The sequence below is a fragment of the Stenotrophomonas forensis genome (genome assembly GCF_028752115.1).
Classification (GTDB): domain Bacteria; phylum Pseudomonadota; class Gammaproteobacteria; order Xanthomonadales; family Xanthomonadaceae; genus Stenotrophomonas; species Stenotrophomonas forensis.
Genome location: NZ_CP082270.1, coordinates 4,642,216 through 4,667,974 on the forward strand (window position 1 = coordinate 4,642,216; position 25,759 = coordinate 4,667,974).

Consider the following 25,759-nt stretch of genomic DNA (forward strand, 5'->3'; position numbering starts at 1 on the left):
GAGCACTTCCCCAAGGAGTCCGTGCCCATGACGGCAACCCGCGAACTGGGCCGTTCCGGCCTGCATGTACGTCCGCTCGCCTTCGGTGGCAACGTGTTCGGCTGGAGCGCCGATGAGAAGGCCAGCTTCGCCCTGCTCGATGCCTTCGTCGACGCCGGCTTCAACCTGGTCGACACCGCCGACGTGTACTCGGCGTGGGTGCCGGGCAATGCCGGCGGCGAATCGGAAACGCTGATCGGCAAATGGTTTGCCCGTAGCGGCAAGCGCGACAAGGTGGTGCTGGCGACCAAGGTGGCCAAGTGGGCCGAGCGCCCCGGCCTGACCCCGGACAACATCAATGCCGCCGTCGAGGATTCGCTGCGCCGCCTGCAGACCGACGTGATCGATCTGTACCAGGCCCACGAGGATGACGAGTCGACGCCGCTGGAAGCCACGCTGGCCGCGTTCGGCCGCCTGATCGAAGCCGGCAAGGTGCGCGCCATCGGTGCCTCCAACTACAGCGCCACGCGCCTGGCCGATGCGCTGAAGGTGTCCACCGACTACAAGCTGCCGCGCTACGAAACCCTGCAGCCGGAGTACAACCTGTACGACCGCGCCGGCTACGAGAAGGAGCTGGAACCGTTGGTGCAGCGCGAGCAGATCGGCGTGATCGGTTACTACGCGCTGGCCAGTGGCTTCCTCAGCGGCAAGTACCGCACCGCGGCCGACGCGGCCAAGAGCCCGGCGCGGGGCGAGAACGTGGTGAAGCGTTACCTCAACCCGCGCGGCCTGCGCATCCTGGAAGCGCTGGATGACGTGGCCAGCAAGCACAACGCCAGCGCCGCGCAGATCGCGCTGGCCTGGCAGATCGCGCGGCCGTCGATCACCGCACCGATCGTCAGCGCCACCAGCGTCGAGCAGCTGCACGACCTGCTGGCGGCGGCCAACGTGTCACTGAGCGTGCAGGATGTCGCGCAACTCGATGCCGCCAGCAAAGAGGGCTGAGGTGTAGTGCCGGCCGCTGGCCGGCATCGCACAACAGCGAAGAAAATAATTGAACAAAATGGTTGCGCACGACTAAATCGTGGTTTATCGTGCGCACCTCGTTTCAACAACCACTGGAAACTTCCCTTGAACGCGCATTCCGTCGCCACCGCCAAACTGCTGCCATGCCTGCGCATGGACGTGCTGGCGCGCGCGTTCGGCAAGGAAGTCCAGCTGACAACGGCCTGATACCCGCCCTGCGGAGATCGGCCACCCCGATCTCCGAGGCCTGACGACGCCCTCGGAACGCAAGGCCCGGGGGCGTTTTCGTTTGCGTCGGCACAAGGACCCGCGATGCCAGAACTGCACCCCGCGCGGCAACCCGCCGCTCACTGACCCAGGTTTTTCCGCCCCGCCGAAGGATTTACTTCGCGCGAACGGCGACGCCTGGACATTATCTGCATCGCATCAAAACATTATCGCTCGTCGATAATGTCGGTGGCCTGCACCCCCGATTCTCCAACGGTCCCGTTTCAACCACGGGCTGGTGCGCGCGGCGTTGCCGTGGCGTATGCCGGAGGTCGCGGACAGGCCATCGCCTGGATCGCCTGCTGGACGCAGGCACCGGTTCGCCGGTACGCGGTTCGATTCCGCGCGGTTCCCAACTGGATAGCTCAGCTTGGTCAGAGCAACGGATCCTGATTCCGTCTGTCGTGGGTTCGATTCCCACTCCAACCACATGACCTGTCACGTCATGACTTGAAGCAACACCCGGGGCGCAAGCCCCAGCGGCCATCGCCGCCTTCCCTGCCACCGCCTTCGGGCGCGGCCAGGAAGGCAACGGACCACACGCCGGGCCCTGGCCCGTCGCCACCCATTGCCCCGCTCCGCACCGGTGCTGCCTGCCGGCAACGACGATGGCACGGGTGATGACGCGCCGCAGGCTCCGCGTGCGGACCGTCCGGCGATGGCCGCCCTCTTCCGCGGGCTGCACACGCTGTGCAGCCGGCCACGCCACGACCTGATCGGCCCGGGTCATGGCGTTTCATCCCATCGGGTCGAACCACCAGAGCCATACAAGGAGAGACTCCCATGTTCTGGACCATCAAGGTCGTGATCGGCGACGGCGAGCGCGGCCTGGTGTATCGCAACCGTCGTTTCCAGCAGATCCTGCTGCCGGGCGTGCACCGCCTGTCGCCCTTCGGCGGCCGCCCGCAGGTGGACATCCACACCGCATCGAAGGGCGCGGCCTACACCGGCAGCGACCAGGACAGCCTGATCGAGGCACTGGGCGCACGGCTGGACACGCACTTCGTGCTGGCCAACGTCGGTGCTGCCGAGGTCGGCCTGTTGCTGCGCAATGGCCGCATCGATGAAGTCCTGCCGCCGGGCAGCCGCCGCCTGTACTGGCGGGGTTCGGTCGACACCCAGGTGCGGGTGATGGCGCTGGGTGACGAGCCGCGCATTGCGGCGGACGTGCAGCAGCGCCTGGGCCAGCTGGGCGTGCTGCCGCGTGTAGCGGTGATCAGTACCGTGCCGAGCGAGTCGGTCGGCCTGCTGTTCATCGATGGCACGCTGCGGCAGACGCTGGACGCCGGCCTGCACGCGTTCTGGAACTTCAACGGCAATGTGTCGGTGGAGCGCGTGGAGCTGCGTGCGCGTTCGCTGGACGTGTCCGGCCAGGAACTGCTGAGCCGCGACAAGGTGACCCTGCGGGTGAACCTGGCCGCGACCGTGCAGGTGGTTGACCCGGTGCGCGCACACCGCACGCTCAGCAATGCCGACGAGTTCGTCTACCGGCAACTGCAGTTCGGCCTGCGCCAGGCGATCGCCGCGCGCAGCCTGGACGAGCTGCTGGGCGACAAGGCGGCACTGGACGGCGAGATCGCCGCGCATGTGCAGGCGGCGATCGAGGGCCACGGCGTGCGGTTGCTCGGCGTCGGCATCAAGGACGTGATCCTGCCGGGCGAGATGAAGGAGATCCTCAATGGCGTGGTGCTGGCCGAGAAGCAGGCCCAGGCCAGCGTGATCCGTCGCCGCGAGGAGGCCAATGCCACGCGTTCGCAGCTCAATACCGCAAAGCTGATCGAGGACAACCCGGTGCTGATGCGCTTGAAGGAGCTGGAGGCGCTGGAGAAGGTCACCGAGAAGATCGACACGCTCACCGTGTTCGGCGGCCTGGACGGCGTGCTGAAGCAGCTGGTGACGATCAGGTAGGGGGTAGCGGTGGCGCAAGGACGCGCCACCGGCCCATCAAGGACATACACGAAGACATGGACACTCAACACAACTATCAATGGCTGCACGCCGAGGGCACCACGCCGATCAAGGGCTGGGTCAACGGGGTGCCGCTGGAAGCGCAGGCGCATGAGCAGCTGCGCAACATCGCCGCGATCCCGTTCGTCGGGCCGTGGGTGGCGGTGATGCCGGACGTGCACCTGGGCAAGGGCGCGACCGTGGGCTCGGTGATCCCGACCCGTGGTGCGATCATCCCGGCCGCGGTCGGCGTCGACATCGGCTGCGGCATGGCCGCCGTGCGTACCACGCTGCGCGCCAACGACCTGCCCGATGACCTGCGGCAGCTGCGCAACAGCATCGAGCGCAGCATCCCGGTCGGCAACGGCCGCGGTGGCGAGCACCAGCGCATGCCCGACAGCATCCACACCCGGCTGCTGCAGTCCGGGCTGGCCGCCGGCCTGGAGAAGATCAAGGACAAGCACCGCCGGATCCGCACCGACAAGCTTGACCGCCAGTTGGGTACGCTGGGTGGCGGCAATCACTTCATCGAACTGTGCCTGGACGAGACGGACACGGTGTGGGTGATGCTGCACAGCGGCTCGCGTGGCACCGGCAACCTGATCGGTACCTACTTCATCGAGAAGGCGCGCGAGGAGCTGGCCCGGCGCGTGCTCGGCTTCCACCTGCCGGACAAGGACCTGGCGTTCTTCATGGAAGGCGAGCCGCTGTTCGACGACTACGTCGAGGCGGTGTCGTGGGCGCAGGACTACGCCCGGCAGAACCGCGAGGCGATGATGTCGCGGGTGCTGGCCGAGATGCGCCACCGGCTGCCGAAGTTCCAGCTGGCGGCGATGGCGGTGAACTGCCACCACAACTACGTGCAGAAGGAGACGCACAACGGGCAGGAGCTGCTGGTGACGCGCAAGGGCGCGGTCAGTGCCCGCGAAGGCGAGCTGGGCATCATTCCCGGCAGCATGGGCACGCGCAGCTACATCGTGCGTGGCAAGGGCAACGCGGACAGCTTCCACAGCTGCAGCCACGGCGCCGGCCGGGTGATGAGCCGTGGCAGCGCACGCCAGCAGATCACCCTGGCCCAGCACCGCGAGGCCACCGCGCACGTGGAATGCCGCAAGGACAGTGGCGTGCTGGACGAGTCACCGGCGGCGTACAAGTCGATCGATGACGTGATGGCGGCACAGCTGGACCTTGTCGACGTGGTGCACACCCTGCGCCAGGTGCTGTGCGTGAAGGGATGAGGGAACGGTGCCGGCCAAGGCCGGCACCCACCGTGCCTCAATGGTGCCCGACCACCCTGCAGTAGATCCACGCCATGCGTGGATGCAGCGGCGCCGACCAGGGTCGGCCTCTACAGAACAAGCCCGATCAGCGCGGCACGCTGTCTTCGCTCACCAGCGCATGATGCATGCCGATGCCCGCGCGCACCCCTTCGGCGGTGGCCAGGGTGATGTTGCCGACCGTGGTCGCATCGCCTGCGGCATACACGTTCGGCACCGAGGTCTGCTTCATCGCATCGACCTCGATCAACACGCCCAGCGGGCTCTCGGCCAGCGTGCAGCCCAGCCGCTGCACCAGCGGCGTGGCCATCGCCTGGGTGGCCGGCACGAACAGCGCACGCTGCGCGACGCGACGGCCGTCGGCCAGTTCCACTTCCAGCCAGCTCGGCTGGTCGCCCTGCACGCCCAGTACCGGCGAGGTCTCGATCTGCACGCCGCGCTGCTGCATGGCGGCGCGTTCGTCATCGGTGATCGGCAGGCCCTGGCTGAAGAAGGTGACATTGCCCCAGTCGGCGAACAGCGGCGCCTTGGCGGCCGACATCGGGTGGCCGCCGAGCAGGCCGATCGCACCGCCACCGACTTCATAACCATGGCAGTAGGGGCAGTGCAGCACGGTGCTGCCCCAGCGCTCGGCCAGGCCCGGCAGCTCCGGCAGCTGGTCGGCGATGCCGCTGGCCAACAGCAGCTTGCGCGCGGCCAGCACCTGGCCGTCGGCGGTCTCCACTTCAACCCCATCGCGGGTGCTGCGGGCATGCACCGCATCGGCATGCACCCAGCGCACGCTGGGATAGTCCAGCAGCTGCTGGCGGGCGGTCTTGAGCAGCTCGGCGCCGCTGACACCATCCAGCCCCAGCACGCCATGCGAATGGCTGGCGAAGCGGTTGCGCGGCGAACCGGCGTCGATGACGGTGACCGGGCGACGGGCGCGGGCCAGGATCAGGCCGGCGGCGATGCCGGCATAGCTGCCGCCGACGATGAGCACATCAGGATTCATGGTGACCTTCCAGGGAGCGGTGATGGGCGAGATGGCGGGCGAATTCGGCACCGAGCTGGTCCAGCGTGGCTGCCTGCAGGCGCTGTTCGAGCAGCCGCTGGGCCTCGCGCGCGCCCTCCAGCAGGGCGCTGTTGACCAGGTGCTGGATCGGGCAACCGCCGCCGGAATCGCGGGCACCGACCTGTACCAGCGGCGGCGCGCCTACGGCCAGATAGATGTCGTGCAGGGTGATGGTGGCGGCGTCGCGGGCCAGCTGGCTGCCGCCGCCGTGGCCGCGTGCGGTGTGCACCAGGCCGGCCTTGTGCAGCTGCGCCAGCAGGCGCCGGATCACCACCGGATGGGTCGGCAGGCACGACGCCAGCTGTTCGGAGGTGCGCGGTGCGCTCTGGCCGACCAGGTGCGCCATCACGTGCAGGGCATCGGAAAGTGGGTTCGCGGATTTCATGTAACAACAATAGTTACATTTAAATCCCCTGTCCAGGGTCTGCTTTCGTTCCATATGGACACATTTGTCCTATGAAATGTTTCCTTCACTTCGCTAAACGAAACGCGAATGTGATCAACGTCGCACTTCAGAGGTGATCGAAACCGGTCGATACCGCATCGCCCCTTCCCGAGAGCCCCTTCCGATGAATGCGTCTGTCCGTGCACCCCGCCTGCAGTCCAAGCTGCTGGGCGCGGTTTCCGTTGGCCTGGCCGTAGTCCTGTTGTGCGCCTTGGCAGGTCTTGCTTCCGCCTGGTTGAAGCTGTCCACCGATGTCCCGCCCGAAGTCGCGCACAGCCGCGATGCCGAGCGCCTGCAGCGCGAGTTCCGCGGCCAGGTGCAGGAATGGAAGAACGTACTGCTGCGCGGGCATGACGACGCGCTGCGTCAGCATCACCTGGAGGCCTTCGACAGCGAAGGCCGTCTGGTCGAACAACTGGCCAAGGGCCTCGCCAGCAGCCCGGATGCGCGCACGCGCGAGCAGGCGCAGGCCTTCATCGGACTGCATGCGCAGCTGCAGAAGGACTATCACGCCGCGCTGCAGGCCTTCGCCGCCGCCGGCTACGATCCCGCCGCTGGCGACACCCTGGTGCGTGGCAAGGATCGTCCGGTGGCCACCGCACTGGATGCGCTGAGCACGCAGGCCACGCAGGTGGCCGAAGCGGCACTGGCGGCGCGTTCGCAGCAGGCGCGGCAGACCCTGCTGCTGTGCGCCGCACTGACCGTGCTGGCTGCGGTGCTGCTGCTGATGGGCCTGGCCTGGTGGTTGCGGCGTGCCGTGGTGCAGCCGGTGCTGGCGGTGGAAACTGCCGCACGCGCGGTCGCCGCCGGCGACCTGCAGCACGTGGTGCGGGTGAGCAGCCGCGATGAGATCGGCCGCCTCGCGCAGGCGATGCAGGCGGTGCAATCGACGCTGCGCGGTGTACTGGATGCACAGGGCGCGATGGCGCAGGCGCACGAAGCCGGCACCATCAGCCATCGCATGGATGCCAGCGCCTTCCCCGGCGCGTTCGGCGAAATGGTGGCCGACAGCAATGCACTGGTGGATGCGCACATCCAGGTGAAGATGCGCGCGATCGCGATCATGGGCCGCTATGCCATCGGCGACCTCAGCCAGGACATGGAACGCCTGCCCGGCGAGAAGGCGGTGATCACCGAAGCGCTGGATACCGCCAAGGCCAATCTGGGCACCATCAATGGCGAGATCCGCCGCCTGGCCGAAGCCGCCGCCGCCGGCGACTTCAGCCAGCGCGGCGACAGCGCGCGCTTCGAACATGACTTCCGCGCGATGGTCGACGGCCTGAACCGCCTGATGCAGGCCACCGAACTGAACCTCGGTGAGGTCTCCGGCATGCTGCGCGCGATTGCCGATGGCCGCCTCGGCGCACGCATGCACGGCGATTTCCAGGGCGTGTTCGCCCGCATCGCCGGCGACGTCAACACCACCGCCGCGCAGTTGGCGACCATCGTCACCGACATCAAGCACGCTTCCGGCAACATCCACACGGCTGCGGCGGAGATTGCCGCCGGCAACAACGACCTGTCGCGTCGTACCGAGCAGCAGGCCGCCAACCTGGAAGAGACCGCCGCGTCGATGGAGGAACTGACCTCCACCGTTCGGCAGAATGCCGAGCACGCGCGCCAGGCCAACCAGCTGGCGATCGGCGCGCACAGCGTCGCCTCGCAGGGCGGCAGCGTGGTCGGCCAGGTGGTGGCGACGATGGGCGCGATCGAGACCTCGTCGCGGCAGATCGCCGAGATCATCAGCGTGATCGATGGCATCGCGTTCCAGACCAACATCCTGGCGTTGAACGCTGCGGTGGAAGCCGCGCGTGCCGGCGAACAGGGCCGTGGCTTCGCCGTGGTCGCCAGCGAGGTGCGCACGCTGGCACAGCGTTCGGCCGCTGCGGCGAAGGAGATCAAGTCATTGATCGAGGCCTCGGTGGAACAGGTCGGGCACGGTGCGCAGCGCGTGCGCGAGGCCGGCGACACCATGGCCGAGATCGTGGCCTCGGTGCAGCGCGTGACCGACATCATGGCCGAGATCTCCGCCGCGTCGCAGGAGCAGAGCGCTGGCATCGAGCAGGTCAGCCAGACCGTGATCCAGATGGATGGCACCACCCAGCAGAACGCTGCGCTGGTGGAAGAGGCCAGCGCCGCTGCACGCAGCCTGGAGCAGCAGGCGAACCGCCTGATCGACGCTGTGGATGTATTTGACCTGTCGACCACGGCGGCGGCGAAGGATGCGCTGCAACGCGCGGCCTGATTGATCCGGCTGCCGGCCAGCGGCCGGCACTACCGTGGAACGCGGACATGGGTGTCGGCCGACCGTGGGTCGGGCGACGGCAGGATCGGTGCGGACCCACGGTCCGCACCCACCGGAGCCTGCGGTAGCGCCGGCCGCTGGCCGGCAACCCGGCGGCAACGCTCAGCGCAGGTAATCGCTCTGCGTCATCGCCGCGGCCAGATAATCCAGGAACGAGCTGATCCGCGCAGACACCGCCGTGTTGCGGTAGTACACCGCATGGATCGGCTGGTACACCTCCAGCGTCTGCGCGGCCAGCACCGGCACCAGCGTGCCGGCGGCGCGGTCGCGATCGGTGACGAAGTCGGACAGGCAGGTGATCCCCACCCCTTCCACCGCCAGCCGGCGCAGCGTCTCGCCACTGGACACGGCGATGTCCGGTCGCACCAGCAGCAATCCCTCCGACTCCCCGGGCAGCGGCCAGCGGTTCAGCGATTCCGGCTCGTTGAAACCAAGCAGGGTGTGCTGGCCCAGCGCGGCGACCGTTCTCGGCTCGCCCAGCCTGTCCAGATAGGCCGGGCTGGCCACCAGCCGCAGCCTGCAGCGGCCCAGCGGCCGTGCATGCAGTGTGGAGTCGGCCAGCGGCCCGATCCGGATCGCCAGGTCGGTGCGTCTCTCCAGCAGGTCGATGTAGCGGTCGGAACTGTTCAACTCCAGCTGCACGTCCGGGTAGCGCTCCCGATAGCCGGCCACCAGTGGCGCGATCACGTGCAGCACGAACGGCATTGCCGCGTCCACGCGCAGGCGCCCGGCCGGGCGCTCGCGGCGCGCCGCCATCTGTTCCTCGGCCGATTCCACCGCGTCGATGATCGCGCGCGCATGGCGCCGGTACGCCTCGCCCTCGGCGGTCAGGTGCAGGCGGCGGGTGGTGCGGGTCAGCAGCGTGGTGCCCAGCTTGTCCTCCAGCCGCCCCAGCGCGCGGCTCACGCCCGACGGCGTCTGCCCCAGCTGCTCGGCGGCGGCGCTGATCGAACCGCTGTCGATCACCGCCAGGAAGGCCTGCATTTCATCAAGCGTCGTCTTCATGCCGCCATTATTGACTGCACGGCAAGAGTGATTGGCGTGAAGACCGGTTTTTCGGCCAGAGATGGCGGCGCAGACTGCGCAGCCTCTTCCCCTGCTGGACCCTGTCATGATCCGTGGCATTCCCCTCGCCCTGCTGGCGTTGACCCTCGGCGCGTTCGCCATCGGCACCACCGAATTCGTCATTGTCGGCCTGATCCCGACCATTGCCGCCGACCTGCAGGTCAGCCTGCCCTCGGCCGGCCTGCTGGTTTCCCTGTATGCACTGGGCGTGGCCATCGGTGCGCCGGTGCTGACCGCGCTGACCGGCCGCGTGCCGCGCAAGACCCTGCTGGTGGCGCTGATGGTGCTGTTCACCCTCGGCAACGTCATCGCCTTCATGGCGCCGGGCTACAGCTCACTGATCGCCGCACGCATCCTCACCGGCCTGGCGCATGGCGTGTTCTTCTCGATCGGCGCGATCATCGCCACCGCGGTGGTGCCGAAGGAGAAGGCCGCCAGTGCCATCGCCATCATGTTCACCGGGCTCACCGTGGCGCTGGTGACCGGTGTGCCGCTGGGTACCTTCATCGGACAGCATCTGGGTTGGCGCGCCACCTTCCTGGCCGTGGCCGGCCTCGGCGTGATCGCCCTGCTGGGCGCACTGCTGTTCGTTCCGCGCAACCTGCCGCAGAGCGCACCGGCCAGCTTCCGCCAGCAGTTGGCGGTGCTGGGCCAGCCGCGCCTGTTGCTGGTCTATGCAATGACCGCACTGGGTTACGGCGGCACCTTCCTGGCCTTCACCTATCTGGCGCCGATCCTGCAGGACGTCACCGGCTTCTCGGCCAATGCGGTCAGCCTGGTGTTGCTGGTGTACGGCGTGTCGGTGGCAATCGGCAACCTGTGGGGCGGTCGACTGGCCGACCGCCTGGGCCCGGTGCCGGCGTTGAAGCGCATCTTCGCGCTGCTGGCCATCGTGCTGTTCGTGCTCACCTTCACCGCCTCCAACAGCGTGCTGATGCTGCTGACGGTGCTGGCGCTGGGGGCCGTGGCCTTCGGCAACGTGCCGGGCCTGCAGGTCTACGTGGTCAAGCAGGCGCAGCGCTATGCGCCGCAGGCCACCGATGTGGCCTCGGGCCTGAACATCGCCGCATTCAACATCGGCATCGCCCTGGGCGCCTCGCTGGGTGGCCTGGTGGTGGAGCACATCGGCCTGATGCATACGCCGTGGATGGGTGCGCTGGTGGTGGTTGGCGCCTACGCGCTGACCGCGCTCAGTGGTCGCCTGGACCGTCACGATGGTATCGACCCGCGCGCCGACGGCATTGCCGCCACCGCGCATTGATCCATGCAATGCACCGTTGCCGGCATGCATACGGCACGTGGCCTACCCTCTTTCCTCTGCTGGTCCCTCCCCCCCTTGGAGCTTTCCATGACTGTCCCCGCTTTTGGCCTCGGCACCTTCCGCCTCAAAGACCAGACCGTGATCGACTCGGTGCGCAACGCGCTGGAGGTCGGCTACCGCGCCGTTGATACCGCGCAGATCTACGGCAATGAAGCCGAAGTCGGCCAGGCCATCGCCGAATCCGGTGTGCCGCGCGACGATCTGTACCTGACCACCAAGGTGTGGATCACCGAGTTCAAGCACGATGCGTTGCTGGCCAGCCTGCGCACCAGCCTGGAAAAACTGCGCACCGACCGCGTCGACCTGGCGCTGATCCACTGGCCGTCGCCGAACGACAAGGTCGACGTGCCGATGGAGGAATACCTGCCGGCACTGGCCGAAGCCAGGGCGCAGGGACTGGCCCGGGAGATCGGCATCTCCAACTTCACCATCGCGCAGACCCGCAAGGCGATCGAGATCCTCGGTGCCGAGGCGATCGCCACCAACCAGGTCGAGATCCATCCGTACCTGCAGAACCGCCTGCTGGTGAAGTTCCTGCAGGACAATGGCATCCACATCACCGCCTACATGAGCCTGGCCTATGGCGAAGTGCTGAAGGACCCGGTGATCCAGGCCATTGCCGGCCGCCACCAGGCCACCCCGGCGCAGGTTGCGCTGGCCTGGGCGCTGCAGCAGGGCTTCTCGGTCATTCCGTCGTCGACCAAGCGCGACAACCTGGCGGCCAACCTTGAAGCGGCGGCCGTGCGCCTGACCGACGAAGACATGGCGCAGATCGCCAAGCTCGACCGCGGCCATCGCCTGGCCAACCCGGAAGGCATCGCCCCGGCCTGGGATTGATCCCAGCGGCGGGCGCGGAGTTGCTTTGGTAGAGGCCGACCTTGGTCGGCGCTGGGCTCTGATCGGTCGATGACACAGCGTGCCGACCAAGGTCGGCACCTACCAAGTGCAGGGGTTATTCCTCGTCCTGCAGCAACCAGCCACGCATGGCGCGGATCCGGCAGAGGCCGCCCCTGGTCGGCGCTGGGCTCTGATCGGTCGATGACACAGCGTGCCGACCAAGGTCGGCACCTACCAAGTGCAGGGGTTATTCCTCGTCCTGCAGCAACCAGCCACGCATGGCGCGGATCCGGCAGAGGCCGCCCCTGGTCGGCGCTGGCCTCTGATCGGTCGATGACACAGCGTGCCGACCAAGGTCGGCACCTACCAAGTGCAGGGGTTATTCCTCGTCCTGCAGCAACCAGCCACGCATGGCGGCGCTCACTTCATCCGGCTTTTCCATCGGCGCCAGGTGCCCGCAATCGGGCACCACCACCAGCTGCGAGTGCGGCACCAGCGCGTGCATTTCCTCGCTCACTGCCAGCGGCGTGATGCGGTCGTTGGCACCGCACACGATCAGCAGCGGGTCGCGATAACCCGCCAGCACGTCATGCCCATCGCGGCGCTCCAGCGCGCTCTGGCGCAGGAACACTTCGGCGCCCAGCCGTGCGGTCATGTCGCGCACGCGCTGAACCAGCACATAGTCGTCCAGCCGGGAGGCATCGATATAGCTGCGCATCAGTACGTCACCGAAGCCATGGAATTTCCCCGGTAGGCGCACGCTGGCACGTTGGCTGCGGCGCTGTTCGGCGCGCTCGGGCGAATCGGCATGGATCGAGGTGTCGATCAATGCCAGCTGCAGTACCCGCTCCGGAGCGATACGCAGGATCTGCTGGGCGACGAAACCACCCAGTGAGAAGCCGGCCAGCGCAAACCGCTCCGGTGCCTGCGCCAGCACGTCTTCGGCAACCGCCTGCAGGGTTTCGCCACGGGTCTGGTCGCCCACCGTGCAGTCGGCGATATCGGCCAGGTCGGCCAGCTGGGCGCGCCACAGCTCGGCATCGTTGAGCAGGCCGGGTAGCAGCAGCAAGGGAATGCGGTCGGTCATGGCGGTATTGTCGCGCCAGTACGGTGACGGAGCCATGCCGCATCGGGTCATTGGGTTGTAGAGTCGAGCTTGCTCGACTGCTTCCCGCCGTAGAGTCGAGCTTGCTCGACTGTCTGGCTGGCAGTCGAGCAAGCTCGACTCTACGACACGGACGCGACCATGGCAGACCCCTACAACAGCGGCATCCCCTCCCCTCCGGCGCTGCGCTTCGACGATTCGCTGGTCACCACCGCCTTCGAGCTGCCCGGCCACCGCGTGGCGCGCAACCTGGGCGTGGTGCGTGGCATCACCGTGCGCTCGCGCTCGATCGTCGGCAACTTCCTGGGCGGCATCCAGACCCTGTTCGGCGGCAACATCACCATCTACACCGAACTGTGCGAACAGGCCCGCGAGGAAACCTACCGCGACATGGTCAAGCACGCGCGGCAACTGGGCGCCAACGCGATCATCGGCATGCGCTACGACGCCACCGACGTGATGACCGGGCTGACCGAGGTGCTGTGCTACGGCACGGCGGTGGTGGTGGAACCCCTGCGCTGAGGCCGGTGTGCCGCCGGGCGTGATTCACGCCACCGGGGGCACCTCCGGCACCTCGACCTGCTGCACCGGCAGGGTCACCATCATCACCGTCGGGTCGTCCGGGTCCAGCTTCGTCTTGAAGCCCAGGCTCTGGCACATCGCCAGCATGGTGCTGTTCTCGCGCAGCACCTGGCCCTCGACCACGTCCAGGCCCAGCCACTTGGCGTACTCGATCATGATCGCCATCAACCGCCAGCCGATGCCGTGGCCCTTCAGGTCCGACCGGATCAGGATGCCGTACTCGCCACGGTGGTAATCGGCGTCGGCGTGCAGGCGCACCGCGCCGAGCATTTCGCCGCTGCGCGGTTCAATCGCCACCAGTGCGATCGAGCGCGCGTAGTCGAGCTGGGTCAGGCGCGCGATGAATTCGTGGCTGAAGTGCTTCACCGACTGGAAGAAGCGCAGGCGCAGGTCCTCGTCGCTGACCCGGGCGAAGAACGCGCGGAACAGCGCGTCGTCTTCCGGCCGCACCGGCCGCACGAAGGCACGGCCGCCGTCGGACAGTTCGATGGTGCGCTCCCACTCCTTCGGGTACGGGAACACCGAGAAGCGCGGATGGCCGCGGCCCTTGTGCAGGATGCGCGAGGGCGCAATGGCGACGCGCGCATCCAGGGCGAGGATGCCCTTGCCATCGACCAGCAGTGGATTGATGTCCAGCGTGCGCACTTCGGGAATGTCGGCGGCCAGCTGGGCCAGCTTCACCAATGCCAGCGCCAGTGCACGCTCGTCGGCGGCCGGCACGTCACCGTAGGCCTTGAGGATGCGCGAGGCACGGGTCTGGCCGATCAGTTCGTGGGCCAGGCGCAGGTCCAGCGGCGGCAGTGCCAGTGCCTTGTCGTTGATCACTTCCACCGCAGTACCGCCACGGCCGACCACGATCACCGGGCCGAACGTGGCATCGTCGGCGATGCCGACGATCAGCTCGCGCGCTTTCGGGCGGACGATGGTCGGCTGTACCAGCAGGCCATCGATGCGTGCGTCCGGCCGCAGCTGGCGGGCCCGCGACAGGATCGCATTGGCCGCGCTCTGCACCGCCGGCAGCGTGCCCAGGTTGAGGCGCACGCCATCCACTTCCGACTTGTGCGGAATGTCCGGCGACAGGATCTTCAACGCCACGCTGGCGCCGCGCTCCAGCAGCGGTTGCGCCAGGTCCATCGCCTCATGCGCATCGCGCGCGTGCATCACCGGCGCGGACGGAATGCCATAGGCCTTGAGCAGTTCGTGGGTGGCCAGCGGGTCCAGCCACTGCTGGCCGTTGGCCAGCGCGGCATCGACCAGCGCGCGCGCAGCCGCCGCATCGACATTGAAATCCTGTGGCAGGCTGGGCGGCGTTTCCATCAGCGCGTTCTGCGCTTCGCGGTAACGCACCAGATGCTGGAAGCCACGCACGGCTTCGGCCTCGGTCGGATAGGTCGGCACCCGCGCCGCGTTGAGCGTGGCGGTGGCCTGGTCATCGTTGCCCAGCCACACCGCGAATACCGGCTTGTCGCGGTGATGGCGCGGGCGCAGGCCGAGCGTGCGGGTCAGCGCCTGTGCCGCATCGGCGGACGAGGTGAACGCGGTCGGCACGTTGACCACCATCACCGCGTCGTTCTCGTTGTCGGCCAGCAGCGCTTCGATCGCCGAGGCGTAGCGGTCACCGTCGGCATCGACCACGATGTCGACCGGATTGCTGCGCGACCAGCCCTGCGGCAGCACCGCGTCGAGCTTTTCGATGGTGCTGTCGGACAGGTTGGCCAGCGTGCCCCGCAGTGCGATCAGCTGGTCCACCGCGAGGCGGCCGACACCGCCGCCGTTGCTGAGGATGGCCAGGCGGCGGCCGGGGAAGGTGCCCAGCCGGCCCAGCGACTCGGCGGCGGTGAACAGTTCGTCCAGCGCACCGACGCGCAGCAGGCCGGCGCGGTTGAACGCCGCGCCGTAGACATCGTCGGCGCGCGCAAGTGCCTGCACGTGGGTATCGCGGCTGCCCGGCTGCACGCGTTCGGCGCGGCCCGACTTCACCACCACCACCGGCTTGGCACGCGCGGCAGCACGCGCGGCCGACATGAACTTGCGCGCGTCCTTGATCTGCTCGACATAGAGCAGGATGGCGCGAGTGCGGTAGTCGGTGGCGAAGTAATCGAGCAGATCGCCGAAGTCGACATCCATCGTGTCGCCCAGCGAGACCACGGCAGAGAATCCGACCGAGCGCGCCACGCCCCATTCCACCAGTGCGGCGGCAATGGCCGAGGATTCGGAGATCAGCGCGAGGTCGCCGGCCTGCGGGAAATGCGCGGCGATGCTGGCGTTGAGCCGTGCATGCGGCGCGATCACGCCCAGGCAGTGCGGGCCAAGGATGCGCAGGCCATGCGTGCGCGCCACCGCCTCCACCTGCGCCGACAGCGAGCCGGGGCCTTCGCCCAGGTGCGCGGTGAGGATGATCGCCGCCTGCACGCCACGTTCGGCCGCGGTGCGCACCACCTGCGGCACGATCGTCGCCGGCGCGGTGATCACCACCAGGTCAGGCACCCAGTCCAGGTCCTTCAGCCGTTTGACCGTGCGGATGCCATCGATCTCGGCATGCCGCGGGTTGATCCAGGCCACCTTGCCGGGAAAGCCGGTACCACGCAGGTTGCGCATCACCGCACGGCCGGCCGAGCGCTCGCGCGGGCTGCCACCGATCACCGCGACCGACTGCGGACGGAACACAGACTGCAGATGGTAGGTACTCATGCGCCTACGGTACCCAAAAAGGGGACGGAGGGGATTAAGTCGTTTGTGGCACAAACGACTTAATCCCCTCCGTCCCCTTTTTGTTCTGCGTGCCGACCAAGGTCGGCACCTACCGCAGCGCGGGGTTCCGGCTTACAGCAGCGTGCCGTGCAGGATCATCGCGGCGATGCTGAAATAGATCACCAGGCCGGTGACATCCACCAGCGTGGCCACGAACGGGGCCGAGGCGCTGGCCGGGTCGAAGCCGAGGCGCTTCAGGATGAACGGCAACATCGAGCCGGACAGCGAGCCGAAGGTGACGATGCCGACCAGCGCCGCACCGATGGTGATCGCCAGCAGGATCCAGTGCTCGCCGTAGTCGTGCAGGCCGCCCAGCTGCCAGATCACGATGCGCACGATGGCCAGGCAACCGAGGATGGCGCCGAGCACCATGCCGGTCGGGATCTCGCGCAGGGCCACCTTCCACCAGTCGCGCAGGCGCAGTTCGCGCAGCGCCAGGCTGCGGATCAGCAGCGAGGTGGCCTGCGAGCCGGAGTTGCCACCCGAACTCATGATCAGTGGAATGAACAGGGTCAGCACCACCGCGCGCGCCAGTTCGTCCTCGTAGTGCTGCATGGCGCTGGCGGTCAGCATCTCGCCCAGAAACAGCACGCTCAGCCAGCCAGCACGCTTGCGCAGCATCTCAAGGAAGCCGATCTGCATGTACGGCTTGTCCAGCGCTTCCATGCCGCCGAACTTGTGCGCATCCTCGGTGGATTCCTCGATCAGCGCATCCAGCACGTCATCGACGGTGACGATGCCAAGCATCTGCTGCTGCGCATCGACCACCGGGATCGCCAGCAGGTCGTGGCGGCGGATCAGCCGCGCCACTTCCTCCTGGTCCATCAGCGCGTCAACGGTCACCGGCGGGTTGACCTGGGCCACGTCCAGGATCGATTCCTCCGGCAACCCGGTGATCAGCCGGCGCATGGTCACCACCTGCTGGAGGTGCTGGCTGGCCGGGTCCAGCACGTAGATCGCGTACACCGTTTCGCGGGTGCGCTCGACCTGGCGGATGTGCTGCAGGGTCTGCGCCACGGTCCAGCTGGCGGGCACCGCCACGTACTCGGTGGTCATCAGCGCGCCGGCGGTGTTGGGCGGGTAGCTCAGCAGCTTCTGGATGGCCTGGCGGGCATCGGTGCCCAGCAGCGGGATCAACCGCGCGCGCTCGTCCTCGTCCAGCTCGTGCACGATGTCGGTGGCGCGGTCATCGGCCATCAGCCCGAGCAGGGCGGCGGCGCGCGCCGGCGGCAACGCGGCCACCAGCTCACCGCTGCGGTGCAGCTCCGGCGCTTCGAGCATCTTCACTGCACGCGGCAACGGCAGCGCCGCCAGCGTGTCCGCGGCGCGCGTCAGCTCCAGCGTATTGAGGAACTCCACCGCGTCGGCGGTGTTGTAGTTCGCCAGGGGTGCGGCCAGGGCAGCAGCATCGGCCCCTGCGCGCAGCAATTGCTTCTGGTTCATCGGTTCTGCCTTGTGGGGGTGCGACCTCGCGCAACGCCAACGCAGGCAAACCGTCCCGATGTCAGGCGGTGGCCATCGCTGGCGTCGAACGAGGTCGACTTCTACTGTCGCTGGACATGGGTTGGGGACTCCGGGATGCGTGTGCCGGCGGACGCGCCGCCAGCGGCGGGGAGTCTGGACCTGCCGGGCATGCAGGTCAACCCAGGGCCAGCCGACAGCGTTGCCCGCACGCGTGTCCTCGTGCGTACACGCACCGGCGCGCATAATGTCGCGGTGGCGTTCGCCATGTCTTTCCTCCTCCGAACGGACGCGCGGCCGGTTTCCCCGATGACCAGGTATTCCCATGCATAGCGGCGGTCTGGAACTGGCGCTGGTACTGCTGCTGGCGGCGGTCATCGCCGTGCCGGTGTTCAAGAAGTTCGGCTTCGGCGCGGTGCTGGGCTACCTGGCGGCCGGCGTGGTGCTGGGCCCGGACGGGCTGGGCTTCGTGCAGGACGCCGACCGCATCCTCGGCGCCGCCGAGATCGGTGTGGTGATGCTGCTGTTCGTGATCGGCCTGGAACTGTCGCCGGCACGCCTGAAGGTGATGCGGCGCTCGGTGTTCGGTGCCGGTGCGGCGCAGGTGGCGCTGTCCGGGCTGGTGCTGGGCGGCCTGTTGCTGCTCGACCATTTCCAGTGGAAAAGCGCGCTGGTGGTGGGTGTGGCGCTGGCGCTGTCGTCCACCGCGGTGGGCCTGCAGCTGCTGTCCGAGCACAAGGCGATCAACAGCGACCATGGCCGGCTGGGCTTTGCGATCCTGCTGTTCCAGGATCTGATCGCGATCCCGTTGCTGGCGGCCATTCCGCTGCTGGGCGGGGTCAAGAACGAGACGCTGCGCTGGGAGGATGCCGCCGTGGCGCTGGGCGCGCTGGCGGTGGTGATCCTGTGCGGGCGACCGGTGCTGCGCAAGGTGTTCAGCATCATCGCGCGCACCCGCAGCCCGGAAGTGTTCACCGCCACCGCCCTGCTGGTGGTGCTGGGCACCGCCTGGTTCATGCAGGAAGCCGGCCTCAGCCCCAGCCTGGGTGCATTCCTGGCCGGCGTGCTGTTGTCCGACTCGGAATTCCGGCACGAACTGGAAGCACAGATCGAGCCGTTCAAGGGGCTGCTGCTGGGCCTGTTCTTCATTGCGGTGGGCATGGGCATCGACCTCGACCGCATCGCGTCCGAGCCGTGGCTGATCGCCGCCGGCGTCGGCATCCTGCTGGTGGTCAAGTTCGGCCTGCTGTACGTGATCGGGCGTATTGCAAGGCTCAGTTCGCGACAGTCGCTGCTGCTGGGCAGCGTGCTGTGGCTGGGCGGTGAATTCGCCTTCGTGGTGTTCAACGAAGCGCAGCGCGCGCACCTGCTGGGCAACGCCAACCATGACCGGCTGGTGGCCATCGTCGGCCTGTCGATGGCGATCACGCCGCTGCTGATGATCGCGCTGCTCAGGCTGCTCGGCCAGGAAAAGGCCGCACCGCGCCAGGCCGCCGAGGCTGACAAGGTGGCACCGGACAACCGGCCGAAGGTGCTGATCGCCGGCATGGGCCGCTTCGGCCAGGTGATCGCGCGCCTGCTGACCGCGCAGAAGGTGCCGTTCGTGGCGCTGGAGGCGAACCCGGACACCGTGGCCGACCTGCGCCGCTTCGGCAACCAGCTGTACTACGGCGACCCGACCCGGCCCGAAATGCTGCGCGCGGCCGGTGGCGAGCACATCGATGTGTTCGTGATCACCGTGGATGACCCGGAGACCAACCTGCGCGCGGTGCGCATGGTGCGCCGGCTGTACCCGGATGCGATGGTGCTGGCGCGAGCGCGCAACCGCCAGCATGCGTGGCGGCTGATGGACATGTCGGCCGAGCCGTTCCGCGAAGTGTTCGGCACCAGCCTGGAAATGAGCGGGCGCGTGCTGACCGCGCTGGGCGTGGCCCCGAACGTGGCCGAACGCCATGTGCAGCGCTTCCGCGAACACGACGAGCAGTTGCTGCGCGACCAATACCTGGTCTACGACGACGAGGCCGCGGTGATCCAGACCTCGCGCGATGCGCGCAACGACCTGATGCACCTGTTCGAGGCCGACGCGGAAAGCGACGACACGTAGGCGTGCCGACCAAGGTCGGCACCCACCCGATGGTTCGCGAACCCGGTCGTGCCGGCCGCTGGGATCAGCCGTTGTCGCGCAGGAACCGGGCCATCGAGGAAACACCCGGCACGCGCGGCTCGAACTCACCGGCCACGTCGATGAAGCCGCGCATCACCGCGATCTCGCGTGGGCTGCGGTTGAGGCTGTCGCGCACTTCCGGATCGGCACCGGCACGCAGCAGGCGCTGCACCAGCAGCGGCAAACCGTGCAGGGCGGCCAGGTGCAGCGGGCCGAAACCGCGCGGGTCACGCACGTCCAGGCTCACGTCCTCGTCCAGCAGGCGCTCCACCGCGGCCATCACCACCTGCTCGTCGCAGGCGGTACCCGGCTCGGCGCGTGCGCCCAGCAGCAGCAGCAACGGCGTAACCGAACCGGCAGCAGCCTGGTCCGGTTCCGCACCGGCCAGCAGCAGGGTGTCGAGCAGGGCCAGCAGGCGCGAGCGGTCGCGGGCACTGAAGCCATACAGCGCGGCACAGTGCAGCGGACCCAGCTGCTGCGCGTCACCGGCGTGCACGTCGGCACCGGCGGTGAGCAGGCGCGCGACGATGTCCGGCAGGCCCAGCGCCGAGGCCAGCATCAGCACCGTCACTCCGCCCGGCAGGCGATGTTCCAGCTTGGCACCGGCATCGAGCAGGGCCGAGACGATGTCCACCTGGCGCATGCTGACCGCCGCCGACAACGGCGTGGCACCACTGGCCGCCGCGTGCTGCGGATCGGCGCCACGCGCCAGCAGCAGGTCGGTCACTGCCAGATGGCCGCCACCGGCCGCACGCAGCAGCGCGGTGCAGCCCTGTGCATCGACGGCGTCGACGGCGAATCCCAGATCGATCAGGCGGCGCACTGCATCGACGTCACCGGCCATCGCGGCGGCCGGCAGATCGGCCTCGCGCAGGGTGCGCCGTGGCAACGGCCACACCCGCCAGTCCAGCCAGTCGGCCAGGTCACGGCGACCAATCGACAGCGCCACACCCAGCGGTGTCTGGCCATCGGCGGCGCGTGCCTCTGGCGAGGCACCGTGCTGCACCAGCAGCTTCAGTGCACCCTCTCGGGCCAGCGCGGTGGCCAGATGCAGGGCGGTCATGCCGTGGCTGTCGCGCGCTTCGCGATCGACGCCAGCCTTCAACAGGGCCTGCTGCAGGCGCAGCCAACCCAGGCGTACCGCCAGCGACAGCGGCGGATCACCGGCCGGCGAGGCCGCAAACGGATCGGCGCCACGTTCCAGCAATTCCAGCGCCAGCTGTTCCAGCCCTCGGGCGGCCTGGTCGTGCTGGGCGCAGGCGGCGAGGAAGCGCGCGAGGCCACCGCGTCCGGCCGGCGACAGGCCACGCTGCAGCATCACCTGCAGTGCAGGCACCGCATCAATGCCGCGCGACAGCAAAGCGAACATCGGCGTGTCGGCGCAGGCGTCACGCACATAGGGATCGGCGCCGTGGCCCAGCAGCCAGTCGACCGCACGTGGTTCCAGCGCCAGCTCCGGATCGAGCAGCAGGCCACCCAGTTCTTCCGGCTGGCACAGCCTGGCCAGCGCGGCCATGCCTTCGGTGTTGCCGAAGCCCAACGCTTCACGCAGCAGGGTCAGCGGCGGACGGTCCGGCAGCAGGCCGCTGGCCATGGCCGCTTCGCCGCGCTCGGCCAGCCCATCACTGACGGCGGCCGGCAACGGATAGGACGGGTCCAGCAGGGCCACGATCGCCCAGCGGCCCGCTTCGGCGGCGTAGTCCACCGCGCGGCGGCCGACCGGATCGGCGGCATCGGCGGCGATGCCCAGCTCAACCAGGCGCTTGATCAGCAGCGGCGAGACATCCTCGGCCATCACCGCCAGCTGCACCGCGTTGCGGCCTTCGCCGTCCACGGCGACCAGGTCCGGCTTGTGTGGCAGCAGGTGCTCGATCACCGCAGCGCGACCGGCACGGGCCGCTTCCAGCCACGGCGTACGGCCCAGCGCATCGCGCGCTTCCAGGTTGGCGCCGGCACCGAGCAGCACGCCGATGATCTCCACGTGGCCGGCCAATGCCGCCTCGTGCAGCGCACTGCGGCGTTGGCGATCACGCGCGTCGGCGCGTGCCTTGTGCTTGAGCAGCAGCTGCACGCCGGCCGGATCGTCGTCTTCGGTGGCGGCGGCAGCCAGCAGCACCGGAGTGCCTTCGGCCGGCTCGCTGCGGGCACCGCGTTCGAGCAGGAAACGCGCCAGGCGCCAGTTGCCGACCTGGCAGGCCACTGCCAGCGGCGACCAGCCATCACTGTTCAGCGCATCGACTTCGGCCGCGGCATCGCGCAGCAGCGCCGCCACGCCCGGGTCGGAACTGCGCGCAGCATGGTGCAGCGGCGTGTTGCCGTCGCTGTCGGTGGCGCGCGAATCGGCGCCGTTGGCGAGCAGGGTCATCACCGCTTCGGGGCGGCCATGCCAGCTGTCACGGGTCGCCGCCAGCAGCGGGGTCATGCCGCGGTGCGGCGCGTTCACGTCGACGCCGCGGGCGATCAGCTCACGTAGCAGGCGCAGGTCCGGCAGCACCGCGGCCAGTACCGCCAGGCTGCGCTGGTCGCGCCAGTTCGGGTCCGGCAATGCATAGGGATCGGCACCGGCCTGCAGCAGCTGCAGGCCGCGGTCGATGCGGCCATGGCGGGCGGCTTCGTACAGGGCCGGGGTCAGTTCCTGCGGCGCCATCGCCTCCAGCGGCGCGGTCTCGGCCGCGGCGGCGAACATCGGTTCGTGTTCGTGGCTGGTCGCGTTCAACGCGCCAGTACGCAACGACGCCAGCGGTGCGGGCGCCACCCGCTGCAGCAGCAGGTGCAGCAGCGGCGACAGCACCACCACCGCCAGCGCGGCCGGCCATCGTGCACTTTCAGGCAGCAGGTCGGGCCAGGCCGGCAGCACCACCAGTGCCGCCAGCGCGATCACCAGCGCGGCCACACCGAGGCCGCGCCAGGCGGTCAGGTCGCGCCCGGCCAGCGCCTGCCAGTGTTGGGCCAGGCTGCCATCCAGGCGTTCGACATCGTTCCACAACGGCCAGGTGCGCCAGGCCGCCAGCAGGCCGGCACTGACCAGCACGCTCAGGCCCAGCACCGCGGCCAGGCTGCCGCTATCGCGCAGCGCCGCCAGCGGCCAGGCCAGCAGCAGCGCCAGCAGGACCGGTGCGGCCGCCCACAGCGCCAGCAGCGCGGGCAAATCCTGGCGCGCAACCACCTTCAACGGCAGCAGCGCGCGGCTGCGCCGCCACCACGACACGCCCAGCGCGAACGCAGGCTGCGCCAGTGCGGCAAGCAGGGCGCCCGGGACGCCGCCCACGGCAGCGCCCAGCGCCAGCACGGCGCCAACAGTGAAGGCGATCGACAGCGCGCGCGGACGGGAGGGATCAGTCATAGTGCCGCGGCATCAGGCTGGCCACCGAAGGCGGCACCTGCAGGTAGAAGCCGCGTTCGCTCATTTCGCTGCGGACCTTGTCCGGGTCGGCCTGCGCCAGGCGGCGCTGGGCATCCAGGGCAACGTCCAGCACGAAAGTGAGCGTCCCCAGCGATTTGAGCAGCGGCGCAGGCAGCGCGCTGAAATCTTCGCGTCGGGGAACGTAGACGTAGGTGTCCGGCTTGAGTTGGCTTTTATAGACGTAGGCGTGCATGTCCGCGGGACAATAACCCGGGAAGAGCCATGATTGTGTCGGAAAGCCGACACCGGGGAAAGCCGTCAGCCGACGATGGCGGCGTGATCGACGGTGTTTCCCCGACGAGGTTCAGCAATGTGGCGACGGCGTTCAGCCTTGGCCCGATGCTCAGTGATAGCCGGCGTCGGCGTGCACCTTGCCGCGGAACACCCGGTAGGACCACGCCGTGTAGCCGAGGATGACCGGCAGAAGGATCACCAGCCCGACCAGGGTGAAGCCCAGCGATGATGCCGGCGCAGCGGCCTGCCACAGGGTCATCGATGGCGGCAGCAGGTACGGCCACATGCCCAGCACCAGGCCGAGGAAGCCGAGCACGAACAGGGCAAGGCTGAGCAGGAACGGCGGCAGGTCACGGCGCGGATGGGTGGCGCTGCGCCACAACGCGGCCGCCACCGCCAGGGTCAGCAGCGGTACCGGCGACAGCCACCAGAAGTTGCCATCGCTGAACCAGCGGTCCATCAGGCGCGACTGCAGGAACGGCAGCCAGCTGCTGACCAGGCCCATCGCCGCGATCACCGCCACCACCAGCGGCCGGGTCATCTGCCGCGCCAGCGCCTGCACCCGGCCTTCGGTCTTCAGGATCAGCCAGGTACTGCCCAGCAGCGCGTAGCCGGCCACCAGCGCGGCGCCGGTCAACATCGCGAACGGACTGAACCAAGCGAACGGGCCACCGTGATAGACGCCGTCCTGCAGGGGCAGGCCCTGCACCAGCGTGCCCAGGATCACGCCCTGGGCGAAGGTGGCCAGCAGCGAGCCCAGCGCGAAAGCCACGCTCCACAACCGGCGTGAGCGGTGCGCCTTGAAGCGGAACTCGAAGGCCACGCCACGGAACACCAGCGCCACCACCAGCAGCAGCACCGGCAGGTACAGCGCCGACAGCAGCACCGCGTACGCCTTCGGGAACGCCGCCAGCAGGCCGGCGCCACCCAGCACCAGCCAGGTTTCGTTGCCGTCCCAGATCGGCGCGGCGGTGTTCATCATCAGGTCCAGCTGTTCCTCGTCTTCGGCGAACGGCGCGAGGATGCCGATGCCGAGCACGAAGCCATCCAGCACCACGTACATCAGCACACCGAAACCGATCACCGCGAACCACGCCACCGGCAGCCAGGTCATCAGGTCCATGTCAGCGATCCTCCAGCGGTTCGTCGGCTGCCGACAGCGGGCGCGCCGGGGTATGGCTGCCGTGGTCCAGCGACGGCCCCTCGGCATACGGCTGCGGCCCATGGCGCAGGATCTTCACCAGGTACCAGATGCCCCAGCCGAACACGAAGGCATAACCGACCACGTAGACACCCAGCGACAGCGCGGTCATCCACGCGCTCTGTGGGCCGACCGCATCGGCGGTGCGCAGCACGCCATACACCACCCACGGCTGGCGCCCCATTTCGGTGACGAACCAGCCGGACAGCAGTGCGATGAAGCCACTCGGCAACATCCAGTTCCAGCCGCGCAGCAGCCACGGCGAATCCAGCAGCTTCCGGCGCCACAGCTGGAATGCCGAGACCCAGGCCAGCAGCAGCATCAGCGTGCCCAGCCCGACCATGATGCGGAAGGCGAAGAACACCGGCGTCACCGGCGGCCGTTCGCTGGCCGGTACCGACGTGAGCGGATCGAAGCTGCCGTCCAGCGAATGGGTGAGGATCACGCTGCCCAGCTTCGGGATCGCCACTTCGAAATCGTTGCGCTCTTCCTTTTCGTTGGGCAGCGCGAACACCACCAGCGGCACGCCCTCGCCTTCCTTGGTTTCATGCCAGTGCGCTTCCATCGCCGCGATCTTCATCGGCTGGTGCTTGAGCGTGTTCAGGCCATGCATGTCGCCGACGAAGATCTGCACCGGCACCGTCAGCGCCGCGAACGCTACTGCCGCGACCAGCATGCGCCGGCCGGCTTCCACGTGCGTGCCCTTGCGCAGGTACCACGCGCCGACGCCACCGATCACGAAACAGGTGGTGATGAACGAACCCAGCGCCATGTGCGCCAGTCGGTACGGGAACGAGGGGTTGAACACCACCTGCCACCAGTCCACCGGGTGCACGATGCCATTGACCATCTCGTAGCCGGCCGGCGTGTGCAGCCAGCTGTTGGACGACAGGATCCAGAACGTGGAAAACAGCGTGCCCAGCGCCACCATGCAGGTGGACAAGAAATGCAGGCGCGGCGAGACCCGGCCCCAGCCGAACATCATCACGCCGAGGAAGCTGGCTTCCAGGAAGAAGGCGGTCAGCACTTCATAGGTCAGCAGCGGGCCGATGACCGTGCCGGCCACCTCGCTCAGCCGCGGCCAGTTGGTACCGAACTGGAAGGCCATGACGATGCCGCTGACCACGCCCATGCCGAATGACACGGCGAAGATCTTCTGCCAGAAGAAATACAGCTCGCGCCACACGGGCAGTTTCGTGCGCAGCCAGCGCCATTCAATGAAGGCCAGCCAGCTGGCCGTGCCGATGGTGAAGGCCGGGAACAGCACGTGGAAACTGATGACGAATCCGAACTGGATCCGGGACAACAACAACGCGTCCAAGGGACGCCTCCTGC

At 68.3% G+C, this 25,759-nt stretch carries 18 protein-coding genes and 1 tRNA gene; 9 read left to right on the forward strand and 10 right to left on the reverse strand.

Translation table 11 applies throughout. The features are described 5' to 3' along the window. Positions 1-27 precede the first annotated feature (27 nt). The 4 genes from K5L94_RS21235 to K5L94_RS21250 all read left to right on the forward strand — a co-directional run bounded on the left by K5L94_RS21235 (position 28) and on the right by K5L94_RS21250 (position 4,457). On the forward strand, positions 28-984 hold the full coding sequence (locus tag K5L94_RS21235; protein ID WP_053451126.1) for an aldo/keto reductase: 957 nt from the start codon (positions 28-30) through the stop codon (positions 982-984). A 645-nt stretch (positions 985-1,629) separates the two neighbouring features. Further along, positions 1,630-1,701: transfer RNA gene (locus K5L94_RS21240), tRNA-Gln, on the forward strand. 354 nt (positions 1,702-2,055) lie between these two features. Continuing rightward, the gene (locus tag K5L94_RS21245) at positions 2,056-3,180 is read left to right on the forward strand and encodes a slipin family protein (RefSeq protein WP_053451127.1); all 1,125 of its coding nucleotides are present in this window, start codon (positions 2,056-2,058) and stop codon (positions 3,178-3,180) included. Positions 3,181-3,236: 56 nt separating this feature from the next. After that, the gene (locus K5L94_RS21250) at positions 3,237-4,457 is read left to right on the forward strand and encodes an RtcB family protein (RefSeq protein ID WP_053451128.1); all 1,221 of its coding nucleotides are present in this window, start codon (positions 3,237-3,239) and stop codon (positions 4,455-4,457) included. Between the two features lie 127 nt (positions 4,458-4,584). Here the strand turns inward: K5L94_RS21250 and K5L94_RS21255 are convergent, their stop codons facing one another. Together K5L94_RS21255 and K5L94_RS21260 are read right to left on the reverse strand one after the other, a co-directional pair. Then, complete coding sequence (locus tag K5L94_RS21255; RefSeq protein WP_053451129.1) at positions 4,585-5,490, reverse strand: NAD(P)/FAD-dependent oxidoreductase; 906 nt, start codon at positions 5,488-5,490, stop codon at positions 4,585-4,587. Continuing rightward, positions 5,480-5,935, reverse strand: a complete 456-nt coding sequence (locus K5L94_RS21260) for an Rrf2 family transcriptional regulator (RefSeq protein ID WP_274511321.1) — start codon at positions 5,933-5,935, stop codon at positions 5,480-5,482. The genes K5L94_RS21255 and K5L94_RS21260 overlap by 11 nt, the downstream gene beginning before the upstream one ends. A gap of 184 nt (positions 5,936-6,119) precedes the next feature. Here K5L94_RS21260 and K5L94_RS21265 point away from each other — a divergent pair, with 184 nt between their 5' ends. After that, positions 6,120-8,240: a methyl-accepting chemotaxis protein gene (locus K5L94_RS21265; protein WP_274511322.1), complete on the forward strand. Its 2,121-nt coding sequence runs from the start codon at positions 6,120-6,122 to the stop codon at positions 8,238-8,240. 162 nt (positions 8,241-8,402) lie between these two features. Here the strand turns inward: K5L94_RS21265 and K5L94_RS21270 are convergent, their stop codons facing one another. Continuing rightward, positions 8,403-9,305, reverse strand: coding sequence for a LysR family transcriptional regulator (locus tag K5L94_RS21270; RefSeq protein ID WP_274511323.1), 903 nt, complete (start codon positions 9,303-9,305; stop codon positions 8,403-8,405). 106 nt (positions 9,306-9,411) lie between these two features. On the opposite strand from K5L94_RS21270, the gene K5L94_RS21275 reads away from it, so the two are divergent. Both K5L94_RS21275 and dkgB read left to right on the forward strand, forming a co-directional pair. Then, positions 9,412-10,626 (forward strand): MFS transporter, encoded by a 1,215-nt coding sequence (locus K5L94_RS21275; RefSeq protein WP_274511324.1) that lies wholly within the window; start codon positions 9,412-9,414, stop codon positions 10,624-10,626. Between the two features lie 87 nt (positions 10,627-10,713). Next, entirely contained in the window at positions 10,714-11,523 is an 810-nt protein-coding gene (gene dkgB, locus K5L94_RS21280; protein WP_274511325.1) for a 2,5-didehydrogluconate reductase DkgB, read from the forward strand. 379 nt (positions 11,524-11,902) lie between these two features. Here dkgB and K5L94_RS21285 read toward each other — a convergent pair whose 3' ends face one another. Beyond that, positions 11,903-12,610: an alpha/beta fold hydrolase gene (locus K5L94_RS21285; protein ID WP_274512647.1), complete on the reverse strand. Its 708-nt coding sequence runs from the start codon at positions 12,608-12,610 to the stop codon at positions 11,903-11,905. Between the two features lie 159 nt (positions 12,611-12,769). Here K5L94_RS21285 and K5L94_RS21290 point away from each other — a divergent pair, with 159 nt between their 5' ends. Then, positions 12,770-13,150 carry a YbjQ family protein gene (locus K5L94_RS21290; protein WP_053451134.1) on the forward strand — a complete coding sequence of 127 codons (381 nt, stop codon included), beginning with the start codon at positions 12,770-12,772 and terminating at the stop codon, positions 13,148-13,150. Between the two features lie 24 nt (positions 13,151-13,174). Here K5L94_RS21290 and K5L94_RS21295 read toward each other — a convergent pair whose 3' ends face one another. Both K5L94_RS21295 and mgtE read right to left on the reverse strand, forming a co-directional pair. Next, positions 13,175-15,901: a bifunctional acetate--CoA ligase family protein/GNAT family N-acetyltransferase gene (locus K5L94_RS21295; protein WP_053451135.1), complete on the reverse strand. Its 2,727-nt coding sequence runs from the start codon at positions 15,899-15,901 to the stop codon at positions 13,175-13,177. A gap of 132 nt (positions 15,902-16,033) precedes the next feature. Beyond that, positions 16,034-17,404: a magnesium transporter gene (mgtE, locus tag K5L94_RS21300; protein WP_053451136.1), complete on the reverse strand. Its 1,371-nt coding sequence runs from the start codon at positions 17,402-17,404 to the stop codon at positions 16,034-16,036. A 343-nt stretch (positions 17,405-17,747) separates the two neighbouring features. Between mgtE and K5L94_RS21305 the strand changes: the two genes are divergently transcribed. After that, the gene (locus tag K5L94_RS21305) at positions 17,748-19,526 is read left to right on the forward strand and encodes a monovalent cation:proton antiporter-2 (CPA2) family protein (RefSeq protein WP_274511326.1); all 1,779 of its coding nucleotides are present in this window, start codon (positions 17,748-17,750) and stop codon (positions 19,524-19,526) included. Positions 19,527-19,590: 64 nt separating this feature from the next. Here the strand turns inward: K5L94_RS21305 and K5L94_RS21310 are convergent, their stop codons facing one another. The 4 genes from K5L94_RS21310 to K5L94_RS21325 form a co-directional block, all read right to left on the reverse strand. Further along, positions 19,591-22,929 carry an ankyrin repeat domain-containing protein gene (locus K5L94_RS21310; RefSeq protein ID WP_274511327.1) on the reverse strand — a complete coding sequence of 1,113 codons (3,339 nt, stop codon included), beginning with the start codon at positions 22,927-22,929 and terminating at the stop codon, positions 19,591-19,593. Then, positions 22,922-23,182: a YcgL domain-containing protein gene (locus K5L94_RS21315; RefSeq protein ID WP_006476245.1), complete on the reverse strand. Its 261-nt coding sequence runs from the start codon at positions 23,180-23,182 to the stop codon at positions 22,922-22,924. The genes K5L94_RS21310 and K5L94_RS21315 overlap by 8 nt, the downstream gene beginning before the upstream one ends. Positions 23,183-23,332: 150 nt before the next feature. Continuing rightward, positions 23,333-24,346, reverse strand: coding sequence for a cytochrome d ubiquinol oxidase subunit II (cydB, locus tag K5L94_RS21320; protein ID WP_006476247.1), 1,014 nt, complete (start codon positions 24,344-24,346; stop codon positions 23,333-23,335). Between the two features lies 1 nt (position 24,347). Continuing rightward, complete coding sequence (locus K5L94_RS21325; RefSeq protein ID WP_008266442.1) at positions 24,348-25,745, reverse strand: cytochrome ubiquinol oxidase subunit I; 1,398 nt, start codon at positions 25,743-25,745, stop codon at positions 24,348-24,350. Positions 25,746-25,759: the final 14 nt, after the last annotated feature.

Coding starts and splice junctions, on each gene's coding strand:
- K5L94_RS21235 (WP_053451126.1), top strand. CDS start 28: ATGACGGCAACCCGCGAACTGGGCCGTTCCGGCCTGCATGTACGTCCG.
- K5L94_RS21245 (WP_053451127.1), top strand. CDS start 2,056: ATGTTCTGGACCATCAAGGTCGTGATCGGCGACGGCGAGCGCGGCCTG.
- K5L94_RS21250 (WP_053451128.1), top strand. CDS start 3,237: ATGGACACTCAACACAACTATCAATGGCTGCACGCCGAGGGCACCACG.
- K5L94_RS21255 (WP_053451129.1), bottom strand. CDS start 5,490: ATGAATCCTGATGTGCTCATCGTCGGCGGCAGCTATGCCGGCATCGCC.
- K5L94_RS21260 (WP_274511321.1), bottom strand. CDS start 5,935: ATGAAATCCGCGAACCCACTTTCCGATGCCCTGCACGTGATGGCGCAC.
- K5L94_RS21265 (WP_274511322.1), top strand. CDS start 6,120: ATGAATGCGTCTGTCCGTGCACCCCGCCTGCAGTCCAAGCTGCTGGGC.
- K5L94_RS21270 (WP_274511323.1), bottom strand. CDS start 9,305: ATGAAGACGACGCTTGATGAAATGCAGGCCTTCCTGGCGGTGATCGAC.
- K5L94_RS21275 (WP_274511324.1), top strand. CDS start 9,412: ATGATCCGTGGCATTCCCCTCGCCCTGCTGGCGTTGACCCTCGGCGCG.
- dkgB (WP_274511325.1), top strand. CDS start 10,714: ATGACTGTCCCCGCTTTTGGCCTCGGCACCTTCCGCCTCAAAGACCAG.
- K5L94_RS21285 (WP_274512647.1), bottom strand. CDS start 12,610: ATGACCGACCGCATTCCCTTGCTGCTGCTACCCGGCCTGCTCAACGAT.
- K5L94_RS21290 (WP_053451134.1), top strand. CDS start 12,770: ATGGCAGACCCCTACAACAGCGGCATCCCCTCCCCTCCGGCGCTGCGC.
- K5L94_RS21295 (WP_053451135.1), bottom strand. CDS start 15,901: ATGAGTACCTACCATCTGCAGTCTGTGTTCCGTCCGCAGTCGGTCGCG.
- mgtE (WP_053451136.1), bottom strand. CDS start 17,404: ATGAACCAGAAGCAATTGCTGCGCGCAGGGGCCGATGCTGCTGCCCTG.
- K5L94_RS21305 (WP_274511326.1), top strand. CDS start 17,748: ATGCATAGCGGCGGTCTGGAACTGGCGCTGGTACTGCTGCTGGCGGCG.
- K5L94_RS21310 (WP_274511327.1), bottom strand. CDS start 22,929: ATGACTGATCCCTCCCGTCCGCGCGCGCTGTCGATCGCCTTCACTGTT.
- K5L94_RS21315 (WP_006476245.1), bottom strand. CDS start 23,182: ATGCACGCCTACGTCTATAAAAGCCAACTCAAGCCGGACACCTACGTC.
- cydB (WP_006476247.1), bottom strand. CDS start 24,346: ATGGACCTGATGACCTGGCTGCCGGTGGCGTGGTTCGCGGTGATCGGT.